Source organism: Gracilimonas amylolytica (assembly GCF_002911695.1).
Lineage (GTDB): Bacteria > Bacteroidota > Rhodothermia > Balneolales > Balneolaceae > Gracilimonas > Gracilimonas amylolytica.
This window is the reverse complement of sequence record NZ_PQBS01000010.1, coordinates 118,994-136,025: the sequence shown is the minus strand read 5'-3', so window position 1 is coordinate 136,025 and position 17,032 is coordinate 118,994. Positions and strand designations below refer to the sequence as shown.

Sequence of the window (17,032 nt, the reverse complement as noted above, 5' to 3'; positions counted from 1 at the left end):
AAGTGATGGAAATCAAAGGAAAAAGAACGTGACATTTAAAACACCGCCAATTATAAACAATCAGGATGGGCAAGAACGCTCGGTCGGATTCGAGTTTGAATTCACCGGTGTGGAAATGAATGATGCCGCCGAGATGATCTGTGAGCTGTATGGAGGTAAAGTTGAACAGATCAGCGGATACGAATACAAAGTAAAAGACACTGAATTCGGTGAATTTTCACTGGAACTGGATGCCAGTTTGTTCCTGAATAAAAAATATGAGAAGGTCCTTAAAACAGTTGGTTTGGATGTGAACAAGCTGAAAAACAAGGAAAAGCTTGAAGAGGCTCTGCGCGATATGGCATCGACCGTGGTTCCATTTGAGATCATAACACCACCCATAGGATTTTCTGATTTGAAACGGTTGAACGAACTGGTAGATCGGTTACGCGAATGGAAAGCAAAGGGGACAGGAGACTCGTTTTTTTATGCATTTGGGTTACATCTCAATCCTGAAGTGCCGGAATTAAGTGCTGATAGTTTGCTTCGCCACCTGAAGGCGTATGTGATGCTGGATGGGTGGATCCGTAAGGATGCTGATGTGAATATATCCCGCAAACTCACTCCGTATATCAATGAGTATGAGATGGATTATATCAGGTATATCCTTCGTGAGGATTATCAGCCAGCGTTAAAAGAATTGATCAGGGATTATTTTACTTTCAAAAATTCAAGAAATCGCCCACTGGATATGCTGCCGGTCTTTATGTTTATGGAGAAGGAATTTACCTCCGGACTGATGAAGGAGGAACTCACTTCTGCCCGGCCAACTTTCCATTACCGACTTCCAAATTGTTCACTCGGTGATAAGTCATGGTCGCTGGCAGCAGAATGGAACCGTTGGGTGTTGGTAGAAAAGCTGGCAGATGACGAACAATCCCTAAGTCAATATTCAAGAGCATTTTTAAATATGGACGACAAGTCTGTATTCAGCATGAAAAAGAAATGGGTAGAATTGATGGACAGGTGGGTACAGAATGTGGAATAAAAAACCGGTTGTTGGTATCACAGGTCCGGATGAAGGTGGCGGTGGGGCGTGGCTGTTCACAGCCTTGTCAGTAAGGCTTGCGGGTGGTAAACCGCTTCGCATCACCCCCGAAAACCCCAAAGAGATCGATGAAGTAGATGCCCTGATATTGGGAGGCGGGGCCGATGTGGAACCCATGAAATACGGTCAGCAACGAATTGAGCGGGCAAAATTGGTTCGGAATAAGCGGACCATCTTCGAGTGGTTGTTATCCATAATCTTCTTTCCGGTGTACTGGCTGGCCAGGTATTTTCAGCATACCAAGCGTTCTCCCGTCGACCCAAAACGGGATGATCTGGAATTCAAACTGTTGGGTCAGGCTATTGAAAGAGGACTCCCCGTACTGGGTATATGCCGTGGTATGCAGCTGATGAATGTGCACTTTAATGGAACCTTGCATCAGGATATACGAGGGTTTTATGGCGAAAAGTCACAGGTGTCGTCCATATTTCCTAAAAAACGGGTGATGATCAAAGATGGAAGTAAGCTTTGTGAGATCCTGAAAACAGATGTCTGTAATGTAAATGCCCTTCATAATCAGGCCATCGATGAACCGGGTGAAGGACTGCAGATCGTGGCACGTGAATTGAATACGGAAGTCAGGCAGGCTATTGAGCATTCGGAGTATCCTTTTGTGATCGGGGTGCAGTGGCATCCCGAGTATCTGATTCAGATAGCCCGCCAGCGCAATATCTTTAAGGAGCTTGTTAAAACAGCCAATCAGGCTGAATGAACAAGTATCAATACAAGATCCGTGTCTTAATAGTGTGCTTCACATTATTAAGCTCGTTGAGAACTTCATCGTTGTAATCCTTGTCGATATCCAGGACCACATAACCGATGTACTCGTTGGTTTTCAGGTACTGCCCAAGGATGTTAATATCCATATCAGACAGGCAGCTGTTGATCTCCGAAAGCACCCCCGGTTTGTTCTCGTGGATATGAAGAATGCGGTGTGCATCTTTCTGAACCGGAAGATTTAGCGATGGAACCGTATGCGAATCGACCGTGGTGCCATTATCGATCAGTTTGATAAGTTTGGTAGAGACATCGAGCCCGATATTGTATTGAGCCTCAAGCGTAGATCCCCCAATATGTGGAGTTAAGATGACATTGGGCATATTCTGAAGTTCAGACGTGAAGGTTTCCCCTTTCGATTCAGGTTCTTCCGGATATACATCAATACCTGCACCCGCAATGTGGCCGGATGCTATGGCTTCCTTCAGGGCATCGATATCAACAACGGAGCCTCTTGCCAGGTTCAGAAGAATGCTTTTTTCCTTCATTTGAGCCAGTTCCTGTTTGCCGATCATCATATAAGTATCGGGGGTGGCAGGCACGTGAAGGGTGATAATGTCAGAAATGGAAAGCAGTTCTTTAAGGGAATCGACCCGGGTGGCATTTCCCATAGGAAGTTTGGGTTCGATATCATAATAGAACACATCCATTCCCATATTTTCTGCCAGTACGGAAACCTGTGAGCCGATATGCCCATATCCGATGATCCCGATCTTCTTGCCACGGACTTCATAGCTTTCATTGGCATCTTTAAGCCAGACTCCCTCATGAGCTTTTTTATCGCGAAGCGGGATTCGACGCATCAGCATGATGGACTCGGCGATCACCAATTCTGCCACAGAGCGTGTATTAGAATAGGGTGAGTTGAATACCGTAATACCATCCAGGGTTGCGGCTTTCAGATCAACCTGATTGGTGCCGATACAAAAACAGCCGATGGCTTTTAATTTACTGGCCTTCCTGATCACCTTTTCTGTGATGTGGGTCTTGGAGCGAATACCGATCAATTGTACATCTTCGATCTTATCGAGAAGCTCCTCTTCGCTAAAAGCTACATCATGGGTTTCTACATTATAAAACCCGTTCTGATTGAAATTTTCGAGAGCTTTGGGGTGAATGCCTTCCAGTAAAAGGACTTTGATCTGATCTTTAGGGTAGGAGAGGTCGTCGGTTTCTTGAGCCATAGTTTAGGTAAAAACATTATGTGTGAGTGAGTAGGCTGAATGTACTAAAGATTTAGGTTTTCAATAAGTGGTTATTACAAATGATATACCTGAAAAGGTGAGCTTTGAAACATAATTTGACGTTGACCGAATAAAACCCGAGCATTCATTTTAGGGTGTTCAAACCAAACGTTTACGGCGTCATTAATCAAATACAGGGATAGTTTATGAAACGGTGTATATGGATACTAATAGTTGCAGTCATTTTCTCGGTGAACGGGATGGCTCAGGATACGACTCAGTTGAAACAGGGAGAAGAGATCAACAGGTCGTTAACAAAAAGTGATGAACACATTTACACACTTGATCTAGATGCAGGTATATTTGTATTTGGTCATGCTGATCAAAAAACAGTTGACGTGGTCGTTAAGATCACTGATCCGAATGGGGAATTAGCAGCTCAGTTTGACGGCCCGGCACGTGGGAAAGAAACATTTCGGTTCAGTACTGAACAAGAAGGCAGGTATGTAATACAGATCACACCCTTTGAGCAGGGTGAAGGTGATTACTCAATTTTAATTCCAATAATTGAGCCGGTTGCCGAGACCCCGGTAGGTAAAGTTGACCAGATGATGGCAGAATATTCGGGAGAGGTTCCGGGAGCGGCGGTCATGGTCATTCAGGATGGAGAGGTAGTATTACAAAGATCATACGGGATGGAAAATTTAGCCTACGATCTGAAAATGGATGAGCAGACCTTGCATAATATTGGGTCAACCTCAAAACAGTTCCTGACCTTCGGGCTCTTGCTTTTACAAGAGCAGGGGAAGATATCGCTGGATGATGATGTAAGGAAATACATACCTGAGTTGCCGGAATTCGAACACGTTGTAACTTTACGCCATCTGGTGAATCACACCAGTGGGTATCGTGAATTCCTGAACCTTATGGCTATGACCGGACAGAGTATGAGTCAGAATTTATCTCAGGAAAAGGTTATCGAGATCGTACAAAATCAACCTGAATTACAAAACGTACCCGGGGCAGAATTCAATTACAATAACACCGGGTATGTGCTAATGACGGAAGTGATCGAGCGTGTGACCGAATTGGATTTCCCCACCTGGATGAAACAGAATGTGTTTGAACCGATTGGCATGTCTCACACGGTGGTCCGAAATGGTCCGTATCAAATTGTTGAAAATCGGTCTCATGGGTACACCTACGCAGAAGACGGAGGATATCAGGAAGTGACTGACCTGGGCGGTGGAGCCGGGGCAGGGGGTATTCATTCCACAATGGGGGACCTGAAAAAATGGATCGAAAATTTGTTAGACCCTCAGGTTGGAACAGAAGGTATGATTCAGGAGATGACCACCTCGTTTAAGCTGAATAGCGGAACAGAAACAGGCTATGGACTTGGATTGTTTGTTGGCGAATATAAAGGACTCAAGCGGTTTGAGCATAGTGGAGCTGACGTTGCACACCGATCAATGCTCATGGTATTTCCTGAGATCAACGGAGCTGTTGTAACTCAAAGTAACTTCTCGAATTTTGATGGCAGCATTGCGAACAAAGTAGCGGACATATATTTCTCAGGTCATCTTCAGGAAGAAGAAAATGAAGAGGTTGCCAACGAAGACATGGCAGCCTTTGAATATGATCCTGAAAAATTTGATCCTCTCGCCGGTCGGTACGAATTAAGCATTATGCCGGGCTTTATTTTGAAGTTTGACCGGGAGGGTGACCGGATCTACACTCAGGCAACGAATCAGCCGGAGGTTAATCTCACAGCCACCAGCGATTCTACCTTTAGTTTGGTTGGGGTAAATGCCTCTATTACTTTTCACAGGAATGAAGATGGTTCGGCCGATTCTTTGACATTACATCAAAATGGAAATCATCTGGCGAAAAAGATCGAGTTTGAACCTTCCATCGATGAGCTGAAAACCTACGTAGGCCGTTACTTCAGTGAGGAAATTGACACCATTTATGATATCATCATGGATGATAGTACCCTGGCCATGAAGACATTCCTGATCGAGGATAACATGCCGCTTTCCCCCACGACCGAAGATAAATTCAGTGCCGGGTTCCCAATATCTGAAGTTATTTTTATTCGTGATGAAGCCGGAAATATCACAGGTTTTGAAGCTTCAAACGGCAGAACCAGAGGGGTCTTTTTTGAAAAGTGGGATCAGTGATCGTTAACAATCTGACCGGTGAACAGGGCGGGTGTTTGTTACCGGCCCTGTACTCTTTTTCTAAGGGTCATTTCGGTCTTATACTGCTTATTATCACGAATGAGGTGTAACTCCATTGTTTCACCTTCACCATATTCCCGCATAAGAGCCCAGGCGTGCATATCACTTGTTACCCGTTCCTCCCCGATCTGAACAATAACATCGCCGGGCATGACCCCGCTTTCATAAGCAGGCCCGTTTTTGTTTACTTCTGTGACGAATAATCCCAATACGCGCGGAATGCCGGGGTACTGCATAATAAGCTGTCGGGTCACAGGCACAAACTTCATACCGGGATCATAATCCAGTGAAACGGTTCCTGATTCCTTAAGCTGAGAGATGATCTTTTGTACGCGATTGCTGGGAATGGCAAACCCAAGCCCCACAAAACCACTGCTGGTTCCTCCCGTAAAGATGAAGGTATTCACCCCCATCACTTCTCCATTGCTATTCACTAAAGGACCGCCGGAATTTCCCCGGTTAATGGCCGCATCGGTTTGGATCATTTCAACATAAACACGTGGATCCTGTGGGTCGGGACGGAAATCACGTTCCTTGGCACTCACTACGCCAACGGTTACGGAAGGTTGCCCATCAGCAAATAATCCAAAAGGATTACCCATGGCAATACTCCACTCGCCCACCATGATATTTTCAGAATCTGCAAATTCAACAAATGGATAGCTTCTGTCTTGATCTTTGATCCTTAAAAGGGAAAGGTCGGCGAGTTCGTCTGAGCCTAATAGTTCAGCTTCATACGTATTGCCATCAGATAAAGCCACCATGATGGTCTTTGAATTTTTACTGGCTACATGTTCGTTGGTCACGATCAAACCATCCTCAGAGATAATGAATCCGGATCCCACACTCTGCACTTCACGCTGAATGGGGACGTCAAAATATCGGAAGAAGAAGGAATCGAATTCCCGGGTGTATCCACGTTGTAATTCTGTAACGGTGATACTTACAACGGCAGGTCCAGCTTTTTGCACGGCATTGGTTATGGCATTCCGGCGCGAATCATCCACTTCGATCTGTGGGGTTCCTTCATCCTGAGCCGCCTCCTCAGATCGCACTTCCTGTGGTTCGGTGGCCGGGCTTAGGGATGCGACAGGTATGGGTTTATCAGCCGGGGCAGGTTCCTGAGCTGAACATGCGGCGAATATCAGAAGTAATAGGACTTTAAAACTGTATTTGATCATGATAACGGTTGCGTGCCTTATTCAAATGTTTTGGCTGAATGGATATTACAAACGAGAAATTCGTCATACAATTGCCATAACAGGCAGAGATTCTTACAGGTCTTTGTAAAGTCGCCAAAGTGTGGTGCCGAGTTGCATCATCATAAGAGTGGTCAGTTTATACTCATGCGAGGTGAATACACGTTTTCTTTTAATGACCACATAGCCAAACAAAGCCACATTTGGCGGGATCTTCATTTTATTCTGTATCAGTTCCTTTTCTGTGAGGGCAAACAATGGAATACCGATCTCTGCCGGCAAACCTTCATCCTCCGAAAGTTCCGGAAGGATCCCTTTCTCAGAATTGAACACATTATTCACCAGATAGGGCCTTTTTTGCTCCTGAACCAGCTTAAAGGTAGGCTCCTCTTTAAGGTCTTTGGGGCCATATTTTCGGGGAAGTTGAATTCCATAAGCAAGAAGCATTTGTACGTTTTCCTCGTTTAAGGTCCAGAAGGAAAGGTGGTCAGCTTCCAGCTTATTGAAGATGATCTTACAAAGTTTCTGGGCTGTGCTAACAAAATCACCGGATGAAACCTCAAACAACACGCTTTTAGTGATCTCTTTCTTATCAAGCTCAAGCTTTTCAGGCAGATCCGGGATGTCCACATTGGCCACCAGCTTCATACGTATGCGATTGATCAGCTCTTCCCGGTCTGAGTTAAACAGGGATTTGTCGATGAAATCAGCTGCTCCAAGTCCCAGGGCCTTTTGCTCCTTATCAATAGTAGGCAGGCTGGTCATGATCAGGACCGGAATGTTCTGCATTTCTGCGTCGGCCATCAAGGCCTCCAGGAATTCCAGGCCACTCATTCCGGGCATATGAATATCGGTCAGGATAAAATGGATCTTCTCTTCTGCCAGCTTATTGATCCCTTCCTGTGCGGTATTTGCGTTGATGATATTATAATCTGTACCCAGCATGGTTTTAAGCATAATATGCATAGCCGGGTCATCATCAATTATCAAAAGGGTATAATCCTTATCCATCTGTCAGGGGTTGTTTAAATTTCTTGGTACCAGTGTGTTAAAGGAATATAAGGCTGTGTTTATAATTGTTCAGCACCAACAGCGATCACATCCTTTATTGCATCCGCAAGGGTTCCCTCATAATGAGCTCCGGCTGCTTTCTGATGTCCTCCGCCATTAAAATTTCGGGCCCATTTGTTAACGTCAATGTCATCACTTTGTGAGCGCAGGCTCAGCTTGATCCTGCCGTTATCATCTTCTCTGAAGAGAATGCAGGCCTTTACGCCTTCCACGCTCAGCGGATATTGAACAAACCCTTCAGTATCCTCACTGCTGGTGTCTGTCAGCCTGAACATTTCTTGTGTGATGGTGATGGAGGCGAAAACTCCATTTTCATGCAAAGTGATGGTATCCAAAGCCTGACTTAATAACTTAAGCTGCCTCAGGGGCCGGGATGAGTAGATCTTTTCCGCGATCAGATTTGGGGTGAACCGTCCGCGTTCCAGCAGGTCGGCCGCGGCATGCATGGTAGCCGGTTTAACGCTGTCGAACTGGAAGGAACCGGTATCGGTGACCATGCCGAGGTACATGGCTTTTGCGGCTTCCTCATCAATTTGATCCACATTATGGTCCGCATATAAATGGTAAATCAGCTCGCAGGTAGATGATGCCGAAACGACGGATACCGGCACCTCAAAGATATCATCAGGTTCAGGGTGATGATCGATCATATACACCGGTTTATCCGTTTTCAGGATCTGTTCGGCTACACCACCAAACCGATGCAGGGCATTACCATCTACCAGAATGAAGGCATCATAATTTTCAAGGTCTGCCGGTCTGGGTTTTTTGATGGAAACCGAGTTGAGCAGCCAGCTCATATTCTCGGGGATCGCATCTTCATTATAGGCTGATACCTCCACTCCGTTTTTCTTCAGCCAAAGCGCCAGGGCGACCTGCGAACCAAGGCAATCTCCATCCGGCCTGAGGTGTGAAAAAATGGCTACTTTATCGTGTTGTAATACTTTTGATATAAATTCTTTAAACATAAGTTCTCCTTGCACCAAAAATAGGCGAAGATTGGCACAAATCCATGTATTTTAAGACGAATTAAAGGAACAGAATTAACCTGATGCATGCAGTTATAGTTAGTAACGGATTTCCCCCGACCAAAGAACTTCTGGAGCAGGAAATTGAAACCGCTGACCTGTTATTTGGAGCCGATGGCGGGAGCCGGACCATTCTCAAGCATGGCTATACCCCGGATGCGGTGATCGGTGATTTAGATAGTTTTGAAGCTCCTGAGAGTCCTGCTTTTAAAGTGATCCACAAACCTGATCAGGAAACCAACGACCTGGAAAAGGCTCTCACTTATGCCCTCAAACAGGGTGTAGAAACCTGTGTGGTATTGGGCGCATTCGGCCGGCGAATGGATCATTCCCTGAAAAACCTGTCCGTTCTGAACCAGTTTCATTCCCGGTTCAGGCAGCTTGTTTTTAGGGGTGAGGTGTTTGATGCCATTCTGGTTCAGGATGAGGTGAGAAAGCGGCTTCCGGTTGGGAATATAGTATCATTATTTCCCATCTCGGGTGAGGTGACCGGGATCACCACTGAGGGACTTAAATACGCACTTGATAACGAAAGCCTGAAAAACGGTGTGCGTGACGGCACTTCCAATGAATCCATTTCGGATGAGATATCTATTCAGATACAAAAGGGGGAGTTAGTGCTTTTCTTTGAGCGCTGATGCCACTTCCTTACGTTGATGTGGAAGCCATTGAGTTCGAATTGCTTTTTTTGGATTCCTGCTCCTTCTCCATCGATTTCTTCCAGGCAAAATAGCCGGCAAAGGCAATGCCTGTAAATACCAGGAACTGAAAACTGGTAAGGACCAATCCCTTGTAGAAATAAAGAGGAATTGAGATCAGGTCTGTAATGATCCATGCCACCCAGCTCTCCAGTTTTTTTCGGGCCATCAAAAACATACCGAGGATGGCGAAACAAGTGGTCAGGGAATCCCAAAAAGCCACATCACTGTCTGTAAAATTGGAAAGCACGAAATACAGGATACTGAAAGAACCGACCGTCAGGGCCACAGAAAATAGGTTTTCGTTACGTGAATTCATGGTAACCGGTACTTGTTCCCTCGAATCGCTTTTTGGATGAACCCAGTAATACCAGCCATATACACTCACCACAAAGTAGTAGAAATTCACTCCCATGTCGGCGTACAGCTTGTATTGAAAAGCGATGTACACATAGATGAGTACGCTGACAATTCCCGTAGGGTAAACCAGGATATTTTCCTTCATGGAATACCAGACGCTGGCCAGTCCGGTAGCAACGGCTATCCACTCAAGCAGGGTGGTATTAATAACTCCGGTGATGATACCGTCAATGATGTAATCTAAAAATTCCATAGTGATGATTGCGGGAAATTGAGCCGTGAAGATAACAAGTGCGGAAGAGAGTTGAACATAAAAAACCGATGATATTTTAAGGTCATTGGGTTTCAGGGGGAATCATAGAAAACAGGGCCCATTTCCCGGAAGGATCGGTGCATCGACCTTCGAAGGTTCCGGTTTCTGATCGTGCCAGATCGCAGGTCAAAGTTACGCCTTCCTCCGGCTCATTGAATATATAAAAAAGGGAGTCATTGTTTAACTTAGGAGTGTCGGTTTGGATAGGGGCTCAACCCGGTCCTGTAAGTTCAATTTGAAGCTCGCCTTCAATGTTATGGACGTTGTAACTGACCTCATTTTTCATGTTAGGATGGTTTATCGAGATCAGATAACCGATTCAGGTTCCATGCGGTATTGGCTTTGGATCTGATGAGTTGCAGGAAAAAGAATAGCAGTGCTGTGGCGAGTAAAAGCAAGGTTTTCATCAAATGGGTATGGCGTAATTGATATTTATGGAGTTTCCCTGTCAATGATCTTCCCATCCAATAGCTGTATCTGCCGGTCTGTTTTGGATGAAAAGGAATCGTCGTGGGTTACCATCAGAATGGTTTGGTCATACTCACGGGTCAGGTTTTTGAGCATATCGAATACCACCATAGCGTTTTTAGAATCAAGGTTGCCGGTCGGTTCATCACAAAAAATGATGCGCGGTTCGTTGATCAGGGCTCTGGCTATAGATACCCGCTGCTGTTGCCCTCCGGACAATCGGTTCACTTTTTTCATAGCCTGGTCTGCGATCCCAAGCAGATCAAGCTTTTGCATAGCTTTTTCCTTCAGCTCTTCAGGAGGGAGTTCACCAAGTTTGAGTCCTGGCAGCATTACATTATCCAGGGCAGTAAAATCAGCCAGCAGATAATGAAACTGAAAAATAAAGCCTATGGATCTGTTTCTGAGATAGGCCAGTTTTTGGTTGGTCAGTGTCTTTAGTTCTACATCATTAAATAAAACCTCTCCCTCATATTCACGATCCAATGAAGAAAGAGCATATAACAAAGTGGATTTACCGCTTCCCGAGGGGCCTACTATGGCAGCAAACTCCCCGGAATAGATAGAAAGATCAATATCCTTCAACACATGAAATTCTACAGGCTTGTAGAAATATTTATTCAGGTGTTTGGCTTCTATTACTTTCTTCATGACTACTGTGATCTGATGATGTTGATCGGGTCGATCTTAGAGGCTTTTTTGGCAGGCAGATAACCGGCTATACCTGTAGCCACCAATCCAAACACCAATGCCAGCAGGTAAAAGGCCGGGTCAAAATTGATGTTCAGGTATTCAGATGAGACAAATCCTTCAATATTGGTCGGTATGATGGAGGTGATCCAGGAGAACACGAACCCGATCAGTAATCCGATCAACCCGCCAATAAAACCGATGATCAAGGCTTCCAGAAGGAATACATTTCTGATATCAACATCCGTGTAACCAATAGATTTCAATATGGCGATATCATTCATTTTCTCGTAGATCATCATTGAAAGGATATTGAATATCCCAAAACCCGAGACCAGCAAAATGGATATGATGACCAGATACGTGACGATGTTCTGAATCCTGAAGACGCTGAAAATGCCTTCATTAGCCTCTTTCCAGTCTTCAGCGGTATAACCGAAACGGGATTGAAACTCACGGGCCAGTGTTCCGGATCGCTCAACATTCTCCAGCTTGATCTTAATGTCGGTGATATAGCTTCCGGTTACATTCATCAGCTTTTGGGTATTTCGGATACTGCTGTAAGCACGGTTGTTGTCAAGATCCCGAAGGCCGGTATCTAAAATACCCACAACCTTCATTTGAAGGGCTACGCCACCGGGCGAAACCACCGTAATGTTATCATTCAATATCGCCCCCAGTGATTCTGCCAGACCCGAACCTAAGATGATGCCGTTATTCACCGTTTCAAGCCGAATGATGGAACCACTCACCATATCCTGCTCAAGGTCAAACAATCGGTTTTCCTTGCGGACATTAACCCCGTTTATGATACCCGATATATCGGCCACCCCGAGTTTCAAAATTGCCTGTGTACTTAGGCTGGGTGAAACTCCGGTCACCTCAGGATAGGACTCCAGTATTTCCACGATCTGCAACCCACGCTTTAGTTTTGGGAGCTCCTCTTTGCTTTTGATGTTGGGTACCGATATCCAGGTTTTGTCAGCATCATAAACATCCAGGAGAACGGGAGGTGATTTTTGATTCTTATCCTGATAGATATGAATATGAGCCGTGGAGTTGATGGTCTTCTCAATAAAAAAATCCTGAAGTCCGGTGATCACACCTGCCTGAAAGATAAATACCGTAATGCCAAAGGTAACACCCAACATGGAAACGATGGTCTGCCGCTTTCGGCTGGTGAGATGCGTAAGTACGATCTTTAGGATGGGGAAGCGGTTCATGACTCAGGTTTTAAAACAACATCGCCTTCTTCAAGCCCGGAGAGGATCTCAACATAGTTCAGGTCACGGATGCCGGTGGTTATCTGTTTCAGATCTCCGTTTTCCAAGATCACTTCATTATTCTCATTGATATAGGTGATCGGAAGCACCAGAACGCTGTCTTTTTCGTTGATCACAATGTTTGCCTCCAGTGCCATTCCCGGATACATCGGAAACTGAGCAGGGTCGATAGAAGCGATCACTTTAGCCGTACGTTCAATGGTGTTGATCCGTGGGTAGATCAGGCTTACCACGCCGCTCAGCACAGTATCCTCTATGGCATCCAGATCATAAAACACGGGTTGACCTTCTTTCACCATAACGATATCGGTTTCATCTACCTGAAGTTCGGTTTCAAAACGATCAGTGGCTCCGATCTCCATGATCGGCCGATTGCCGGCAATAAGTTCTCCCTCTTCCGGAATGATGTCATATACTTTTCCATCAATGGCCGATAGTATGGTATAGTCGCCGGTCATACTTTGTTGAGCTAGAAAGTTGTTTTGGGCATTATCCAGTTCGATCTGAAGGCGCTCTTTGGTTTCCTGATACTTGCTTTGTGCGATCTGTAAATTATTCTTTGAGTTTTGATAGCGAAGCCGGATCCGGTCAAACTCAAGTTCGGAACCGATGTCATCATCCCGAAGCTTTTGATATCGCACATACTCGACAGAATCCTGCGAAAAAGTAGCTCGCGATATCTCAACCTGTTTCGAAAGCTGACTTAGGATGTCTGAACCATCACGGGCTTTACTCCGGGCCAGCTCCATCTGATTTCTGGCGATCTGAAGATTGGCTTCATTCGGTTCATTTTTCAAGGTTACCAGCGGAGAGCCCACTTCCACCTTCTCACCCACCTTTACTAAGATCTCATCCACAATCCCCGAAACTTTACTCGTTACCTCATAATGTCCGAACGGCATCACATTTCCCGAAGCATAAACCCCCTGAACGAGATCCATTTTTTTAACCTGAACCGATTCCTGATCTGAACAACCGTACGAAGCGAGTAGAAAAAGAAAAAGTAAGGTAAAGGAATAAGTCAGGCGCATATTGTCTGTATTTTTATGCAGGTAAGTTAGAAAAATACAGCTCTTATTGAAGAATATTTTGTGAAAAGAACGATCATGATACAAAATTAATGAGTACTGCAATCATCAAGCAGATCATTCTTGTAGATCACACTGGTTTCAATAAAAAGGTCTAAGAAGGGAAAGGTTATTAGGGTAAACAGTTTGGCAATTAAGCGGTGTTTGGGGGCTTTTTTTGAAGTAGCGAAATTAATTCTTGGTAGTCAAGTTTCATCGCACACCGTCCGCGTGCGATTTGAAAAGCATTGTTAGGTGGCGAATCTATGGGGCAAACATTTCTTGTAATGTACTCAATACCTTTTCTTCAGCTGAAGAACTGATTGTCCCAAGGCTTTTAATCAATCTGCTTTTATCGACTGTTCGAATTTGATCTAATACAATTTGTCCTTTCTTGCCTTGAAATGTAGTAGTGACACGCGTTGGATAATTTTTGATTGTAGAAGTCATTGGAGCAATGATAACAGTTCTAATATATTTGTTCATTTCATTAGGAGAAATGATCAAACAGGGGCGAGTTTTTTTAATTTCAGAGCCTTTTGTTGGATCAAGTGAAATCAGATGAACTTCAAACCTTTGAACTGGATCTGCTTTTACCATGTCCACTCAGTATCATCCCAGTCTGAAGATTTTTCAATCTCATTTTGATCCAATAAAACATCATCACTTTGTTCAGCCATTTTTTTGAAAGACGAATCCCAACCCTTTCGAATAGTTTCAGCCGAGCGAAGAACAATTTCATTGTCTCTGAGAATCATTTCAATTTCTTTGGTTATCCCACTTTCTTCAATTAAAGGTTTTGGAATCCGAACTCCTTGAGAGTTACCAATACGAATTATCTTGGTTTTCATAGCTTTGGTTATTTGTGAACACATGTGCAAATATAATTACAATGTACTTACAAATCAATATAAGGAAAATCGATCTATTAGGAAGCTTTGAAAACCACATAACGACCCAGCGTTTAAACGGCGCGGGGATTATGATTTTAGGAAAGTAACTCAATTCTTTAACGGATAAAAATTTCGAAGAACTCCGTCTCATCCGCTTGTAACACTTGTTATACCCACGATTTTATGTTCGAGACTTCCAATACCCTGGCTTCCGCTTTAAATTCATAAATGCAAATATCGTAATAAGTTTATCTTCTACCGAATAGATGATTCCGTACGGAAAGCGGGAAACTAAAAATCTTCGTTCTGTTTTAGTGATTTTAGTTCCTGAGGAAGGTTGTTGTTCAATGACATCCAAAACTTTTTCTATCTCATCAATAAAATCATCGCCAAGCCCTACTACTTGTTCTTCATAATATTCTGAAGCTTCAAAAAACTCTTTCCTAGCTTCTGAATGAAATTTAATAGTCATTTTTGAATACGTTTTCTTGCTTCTTTTAAAACGTCAGTAGCTGAATGAAGGGAGGCTTCGCCAGATTTAAGCGATTCTTTTCTCTTTTGAACTTCATCAATCCAAGCCTGTTCTATTTCAGGATCAATTTTACCATGAATACTTTGTAATAATTTATCAGCCAGACGGGCTTTATTCTTCCGGTCAAGATTTAAGGCAGAAATTTCTATCTCTTTGAAGTCGGTAATCATAATAAATGAGTTGGTTTACTTGAATGTAATTATTACTGAAGAGAAGTGGAAGCGAGATACATTAATGTAGTGGGTATAACGACCCAGCGCATAACGGGCGCGGAGATTATGAGTTTCTTTTGAAGTAGCGAAATTAATACCATACAAACAAGTTTGATCGATCTTCGTCCGCGTCCGATTTGAAACGCCTTGTTATAATGCGCTTTACTTCGTTTCGGCTTATCTTTTAGACATGAAATATCAAACGCCAAAATCAGAAGATGAAATCCTGCCCAACAAACTTGGACTAACCGATCCTGATAAGATCGCAGAAGAAGAGTATCGGGGATTTCTTAGAGCTGAAATTAAGTTTGAATCCGAATTAGATAAAGTGGATTCCTTCGATTGGAATTTGATCTCGGAAATTCACAAGACTGCTCTACATCATTTATACGAATTTGCAGGAGAACTCAGACAAGTGAATATGTCCAAAGGTGGATTTACTTTTCCAACGGCTAAATTTCTGCCAGACATTATTCAGGAATTTGAAACTGAGTTTCTTGGTGATCTTCCAAAGCATGTAGAAGGATATGAAGAGCTCATACAATATGTTGCCCCAATACACGCAGAATTACTATTTATTCATCCATTCAGAGAGGGGAATGGACGTACAGCTCGACTCTTCGTAGATTTAATTGCGGAAAAGTTTGATTTCGAAAAATTCAGCTTCGGAAAGATTACAGAGAAGAAGATGACGGAATACATAAAAGCTGTGCAATCGGCAGCAGAAAAGAATTACCAGCCGATGATCGAGCTTTTCAGGATGTTGGAGAAGTAACCTTTTGCTGAAATTCCTGAACTACTTCTCGGCGGATTTGCTCAGCTTTCTTTTTGGATATATTAATCCCTTCAATACGAAAAGATGCCCGCTGTGATTTCATAGCTCCACGGGAAATAGACTCGATATTTTTCTTTGATTTCATGCCTCTAATATACCAAAAAGTGAATAAAAGTTCTTAACTGGCAAGCATTATAACGACCCAGCGCATAACGGGCGCGGAGATTATGGGTTAATAAACGGTTAAAAATTTTAAACAAGCAACTTTGGAAACCAACAGCACGTCCGCGTCCCCTGTTAATGCGCATTGTTATACGTACCGATCTTTTCATACTTATGCAAAGGTTCAGTATCGTCTTTTAAATATATGGTTACGACAACTGAATCACGTTTCTCCAATTCTATCATTAGTTCTGTAGGTTCTTTACCAATAGCCAGCGCTCTTATTTTAAATTGACCCGGTAGTACAGGTAGAACTTTGTTAACTGGATTATCTCTATCATAAAATGGAATATTATTAATGTGATAAGCGGCTGGAATTAATTGGTCTTTATCTTCAAAACTGAAAGATTGAAGATTTAAATAAGTTGACCCATAAGAAGCTGATGTATAATGTTCAATGGAGTAAAGTTTTTTCACGTTAACATTCTCTGTCTGAATTGATGCGCAACTGCAAAAAGTAAAAACTGAACCAATAATAACTATGAGCTTATTCATGATGTATTGCTTACAAATTTTGACAGATTAGAAACAGGTACGTATAACGACCCCGCGTTTAAACGGCGCGGGGATTATGAGTTCTTTTGAAGTAGCGAAATTAAATTTTTAGGAACAAGTTTCCATCGCACCCCGTCCGCGTCCGATTTAAAAAGCTTTGTTAGGCATTTTCTTTAGCCTGGAAATGAGAATATTTATTTGAGAGGAATGTTATGATACCTATACCTCCGTAGATACAAGCTAAAAGTATCCCTATTTCGGTGAAATAGTTTGCCCAAGCGTTTTGGAAAGGCTCTGAAATATCAATGAAAAATTCATAAAACATTATTCCGATTAAAATTCCCAAAAAACTCTTAATGTATTCTTTCCGCTTCATGATTGATTCGATGTCTCATTTCAGTTTTTTAAAAGTAGATATATGAAATATGCCTAACA

Annotated in this window: 20 protein-coding genes; 5 read left to right on the top strand and 15 right to left on the bottom strand. The window is 43.3% G+C overall.

Annotated elements, in window-relative coordinates:
- Nucleotides 1-28: 28 nt before the first annotated feature.
- Both C3B73_RS02945 and C3B73_RS02940 read left to right on the top strand, forming a co-directional pair.
- Nucleotides 29-1,027: an amidoligase family protein gene (locus C3B73_RS02945; protein ID WP_103664143.1), complete on the top strand. Its 999-nt coding sequence runs from the start codon at nt 29-31 to the stop codon at nt 1,025-1,027.
- A complete protein-coding gene (locus C3B73_RS02940) occupies nt 1,017-1,799 on the top strand; it encodes a gamma-glutamyl-gamma-aminobutyrate hydrolase family protein (protein ID WP_103664142.1) in 783 nt (260 codons plus the stop codon). The genes C3B73_RS02945 and C3B73_RS02940 overlap by 11 nt, the downstream gene beginning before the upstream one ends.
- Before the next feature lie 7 nt (nt 1,800-1,806).
- On the opposite strand, the gene serA is transcribed toward C3B73_RS02940, so the two are convergent.
- Nucleotides 1,807-3,048 (bottom strand): phosphoglycerate dehydrogenase, encoded by a 1,242-nt coding sequence (gene serA / locus C3B73_RS02935; RefSeq protein ID WP_103664141.1) that lies wholly within the window; start codon nt 3,046-3,048, stop codon nt 1,807-1,809.
- A 206-nt stretch (nt 3,049-3,254) separates the two neighbouring features.
- On the opposite strand from serA, the gene C3B73_RS02930 reads away from it, so the two are divergent.
- Nucleotides 3,255-5,231, top strand: a complete 1,977-nt coding sequence (locus C3B73_RS02930; protein WP_103664140.1) for a serine hydrolase — start codon at nt 3,255-3,257, stop codon at nt 5,229-5,231.
- A 38-nt stretch (nt 5,232-5,269) separates the two neighbouring features.
- Here C3B73_RS02930 and C3B73_RS02925 read toward each other — a convergent pair whose 3' ends face one another.
- From C3B73_RS02925 to C3B73_RS02915, 3 genes are all read right to left on the bottom strand, one after another.
- Nucleotides 5,270-6,472: a S1C family serine protease gene (locus C3B73_RS02925; protein ID WP_232802960.1), complete on the bottom strand. Its 1,203-nt coding sequence runs from the start codon at nt 6,470-6,472 to the stop codon at nt 5,270-5,272.
- 93 nt (nt 6,473-6,565) lie between these two features.
- Nucleotides 6,566-7,501, bottom strand: coding sequence for a response regulator (locus C3B73_RS02920; protein ID WP_103664139.1), 936 nt, complete (start codon nt 7,499-7,501; stop codon nt 6,566-6,568).
- A gap of 59 nt (nt 7,502-7,560) precedes the next feature.
- On the bottom strand, nt 7,561-8,529 hold the full coding sequence (locus C3B73_RS02915) for a DHH family phosphoesterase (RefSeq protein WP_103664310.1): 969 nt from the start codon (nt 8,527-8,529) through the stop codon (nt 7,561-7,563).
- An 83-nt stretch (nt 8,530-8,612) separates the two neighbouring features.
- Between C3B73_RS02915 and C3B73_RS02910 the strand changes: the two genes are divergently transcribed.
- The gene (locus tag C3B73_RS02910) at nt 8,613-9,227 is read left to right on the top strand and encodes a thiamine diphosphokinase (RefSeq protein ID WP_103664138.1); all 615 of its coding nucleotides are present in this window, start codon (nt 8,613-8,615) and stop codon (nt 9,225-9,227) included.
- Between the two features lie 10 nt (nt 9,228-9,237).
- Here the strand turns inward: C3B73_RS02910 and pnuC are convergent, their stop codons facing one another.
- The 8 genes from pnuC to C3B73_RS02870 all read right to left on the bottom strand — a co-directional run bounded on the left by pnuC (nt 9,238) and on the right by C3B73_RS02870 (nt 15,063).
- Nucleotides 9,238-9,900, bottom strand: a complete 663-nt coding sequence (gene pnuC, locus C3B73_RS02905) for a nicotinamide riboside transporter PnuC (protein WP_103664137.1) — start codon at nt 9,898-9,900, stop codon at nt 9,238-9,240.
- 492 nt (nt 9,901-10,392) lie between these two features.
- The gene (locus C3B73_RS02900; protein WP_103664136.1) at nt 10,393-11,079 is read right to left on the bottom strand and encodes an ABC transporter ATP-binding protein; all 687 of its coding nucleotides are present in this window, start codon (nt 11,077-11,079) and stop codon (nt 10,393-10,395) included.
- Nucleotides 11,080-11,081: 2 nt separating this feature from the next.
- Nucleotides 11,082-12,341, bottom strand: a complete 1,260-nt coding sequence (locus C3B73_RS02895; protein ID WP_103664135.1) for an ABC transporter permease — start codon at nt 12,339-12,341, stop codon at nt 11,082-11,084.
- Complete coding sequence (locus tag C3B73_RS02890; protein WP_103664134.1) at nt 12,338-13,432, bottom strand: efflux RND transporter periplasmic adaptor subunit; 1,095 nt, start codon at nt 13,430-13,432, stop codon at nt 12,338-12,340. Before C3B73_RS02890 ends, C3B73_RS02895 begins: the two co-directional genes overlap by 4 nt.
- A 300-nt stretch (nt 13,433-13,732) precedes the next feature.
- Complete coding sequence (locus tag C3B73_RS02885; protein WP_103664133.1) at nt 13,733-14,068, bottom strand: type II toxin-antitoxin system PemK/MazF family toxin; 336 nt, start codon at nt 14,066-14,068, stop codon at nt 13,733-13,735.
- Nucleotides 14,062-14,319, bottom strand: a complete 258-nt coding sequence (locus tag C3B73_RS02880; RefSeq protein WP_103664132.1) for an AbrB/MazE/SpoVT family DNA-binding domain-containing protein — start codon at nt 14,317-14,319, stop codon at nt 14,062-14,064. Before C3B73_RS02880 ends, C3B73_RS02885 begins: the two co-directional genes overlap by 7 nt.
- 223 nt (nt 14,320-14,542) lie before the next feature.
- Nucleotides 14,543-14,833, bottom strand: a complete 291-nt coding sequence (locus tag C3B73_RS02875) for a type II toxin-antitoxin system RelE/ParE family toxin (RefSeq protein WP_103664131.1) — start codon at nt 14,831-14,833, stop codon at nt 14,543-14,545.
- Nucleotides 14,830-15,063, bottom strand: a complete 234-nt coding sequence (locus C3B73_RS02870; RefSeq protein WP_103664130.1) for an addiction module protein — start codon at nt 15,061-15,063, stop codon at nt 14,830-14,832. Before C3B73_RS02870 ends, C3B73_RS02875 begins: the two co-directional genes overlap by 4 nt.
- 232 nt (nt 15,064-15,295) lie before the next feature.
- On the opposite strand from C3B73_RS02870, the gene C3B73_RS02865 reads away from it, so the two are divergent.
- On the top strand, nt 15,296-15,880 hold the full coding sequence (locus tag C3B73_RS02865) for a Fic/DOC family protein (protein ID WP_103664129.1): 585 nt from the start codon (nt 15,296-15,298) through the stop codon (nt 15,878-15,880).
- Here the strand turns inward: C3B73_RS02865 and C3B73_RS14055 are convergent.
- The 3 genes from C3B73_RS14055 to C3B73_RS02855 all read right to left on the bottom strand — a co-directional run bounded on the left by C3B73_RS14055 (nt 15,861) and on the right by C3B73_RS02855 (nt 16,973).
- On the bottom strand, nt 15,861-16,025 hold the full coding sequence (locus tag C3B73_RS14055) for a hypothetical protein (RefSeq protein ID WP_232802958.1): 165 nt from the start codon (nt 16,023-16,025) through the stop codon (nt 15,861-15,863). The two genes, C3B73_RS02865 and C3B73_RS14055, sit on opposite strands and share 20 nt — an antisense overlap.
- A gap of 152 nt (nt 16,026-16,177) precedes the next feature.
- Nucleotides 16,178-16,597, bottom strand: a complete 420-nt coding sequence (locus tag C3B73_RS02860) for a hypothetical protein (protein WP_103664128.1) — start codon at nt 16,595-16,597, stop codon at nt 16,178-16,180.
- A 160-nt stretch (nt 16,598-16,757) separates the two neighbouring features.
- On the bottom strand, nt 16,758-16,973 hold the full coding sequence (locus C3B73_RS02855; protein ID WP_103664127.1) for a hypothetical protein: 216 nt from the start codon (nt 16,971-16,973) through the stop codon (nt 16,758-16,760).
- Nucleotides 16,974-17,032: the final 59 nt, after the last annotated feature.